Consider the following 1223-nt stretch of genomic DNA (forward strand, 5'->3'; position numbering starts at 1 on the left):
CTGAGGCTTTTTGTTCAATCCAACTGGTACAGTTTTACACCGGAATCTTGCACAATTTTACCCCGACGTTGACATCAAGGTTTATCGATGAAAGTGGTCGGCGACTATCTCGGTCATCGAAGCACGGCGGCCACCGCGATCTACGCGAAGGTCAATCTCAATGCTCTTCGCGAGGTTGCGGAGCTCGATCTGGAGGGGCTGCTATGATTCTTCGTGAAGCGGTCGACCACTATGTCGCATGGCGGCGCGCCCATGGTGCCCGATTTATCACCAGCGCAAGGACATTGTACCAATTTTGCAAGAACTTCCCTGAGCACGCTTGCTGCGATGCGGTTACAGAAAGCGAAGTGCGCCGCTTTCTCGCCGGAACCGGTCCGCTCACGCGTTGGCGTGCGAACAAGTATGGCGCTCTCGCCGGATTTTACCGTTATGCGATCAGTCGCGGTTATGCTGTCGCGTCGCCGCTGCCGGCGGCGGACGAAGAGCCGCGGGAGCCGCAATCAGCGCCATCTTAACGTGTCTGCGCCGACCGCAGGAAGGCAGATGCGTCTGATATTCGAGCCCCGCAGAGTGGACGGGATGAACGACGCCGAGCGGGCGAAGGCCATAACTTCGCTGGCCCAAATCCTGATGCAGGCCGCCGGCCTCGTCGTCGAGGAGCTCGGCGATGACGGGCGCTGAGCTGATCCCGGCACAGCTGCTGAAGCGCAAGGCCGTCGTCTATGTGCGTCAATCGACTCAGTCCCAGGTCATGACCAACCTGGAAAGCCAGCGGCGGCAGTATGACCTCGTCGACATTGCACGTCAGCGCGGATTCGTGGACATCGAGGTCATAGACGCTGATCTCGGGAAATCCGCGAGCGGAACAGTGGCCCGCCCCGGCTTTGATCGCCTGGTCGCATGGCTGTGCGCGGGTATCGCCACGCTGATCCAGAGCAAGAGCAGCGCGAACCCAAGGACCGCGATGGTCTGGGCGCTGCCATGCTGCAGCACCGCAACGGGATTGTAGCGAAGCCGAACGCAATGGCCCAACCGAAGACGGTCAGGATTGTAAATGGCCCTCGGCGGACCCGGCCCTTCAGCGCGAAGAGAACCTCGCCAATATCCATCGCCCTCCCCTTTTTCAATTGCTCTTAGCCGGGACCGCAGGGCGATCGCATTTCAGGTGAAGGTGAGTAGCTGGGTGAGATAGTCGTTGTTCCATGCGGCCCGGTTGAATTTGA

The 1223-nt window shown here is 59.7% G+C and carries 3 protein-coding genes; all 3 read left to right on the top strand.

Features of this window, described 5'->3' with window-relative positions:
* Positions 1-203: 203 nt before the first annotated feature.
* Genes L3X40_RS21825 through L3X40_RS21835 form a run of 3 tightly spaced genes read left to right on the top strand, consistent with a single transcriptional unit; the run spans position 204 to position 1009 of the window.
* Positions 204-515, top strand: coding sequence for a hypothetical protein (locus L3X40_RS21825; RefSeq protein WP_237367429.1), 312 nt, complete (start codon positions 204-206; stop codon positions 513-515).
* A gap of 28 nt (positions 516-543) precedes the next feature.
* A complete protein-coding gene (locus tag L3X40_RS21830) occupies positions 544-681 on the top strand; it encodes a hypothetical protein (RefSeq protein ID WP_237367430.1) in 138 nt (45 codons plus the stop codon).
* Positions 668-1009 (top strand): recombinase family protein, encoded by a 342-nt coding sequence (locus L3X40_RS21835; protein ID WP_237367431.1) that lies wholly within the window; start codon positions 668-670, stop codon positions 1007-1009. Before L3X40_RS21830 ends, L3X40_RS21835 begins: the two co-directional genes overlap by 14 nt.
* Positions 1010-1223 lie beyond the last annotated feature (214 nt).

This window comes from Rhizorhapis sp. SPR117 (assembly GCF_021742065.1).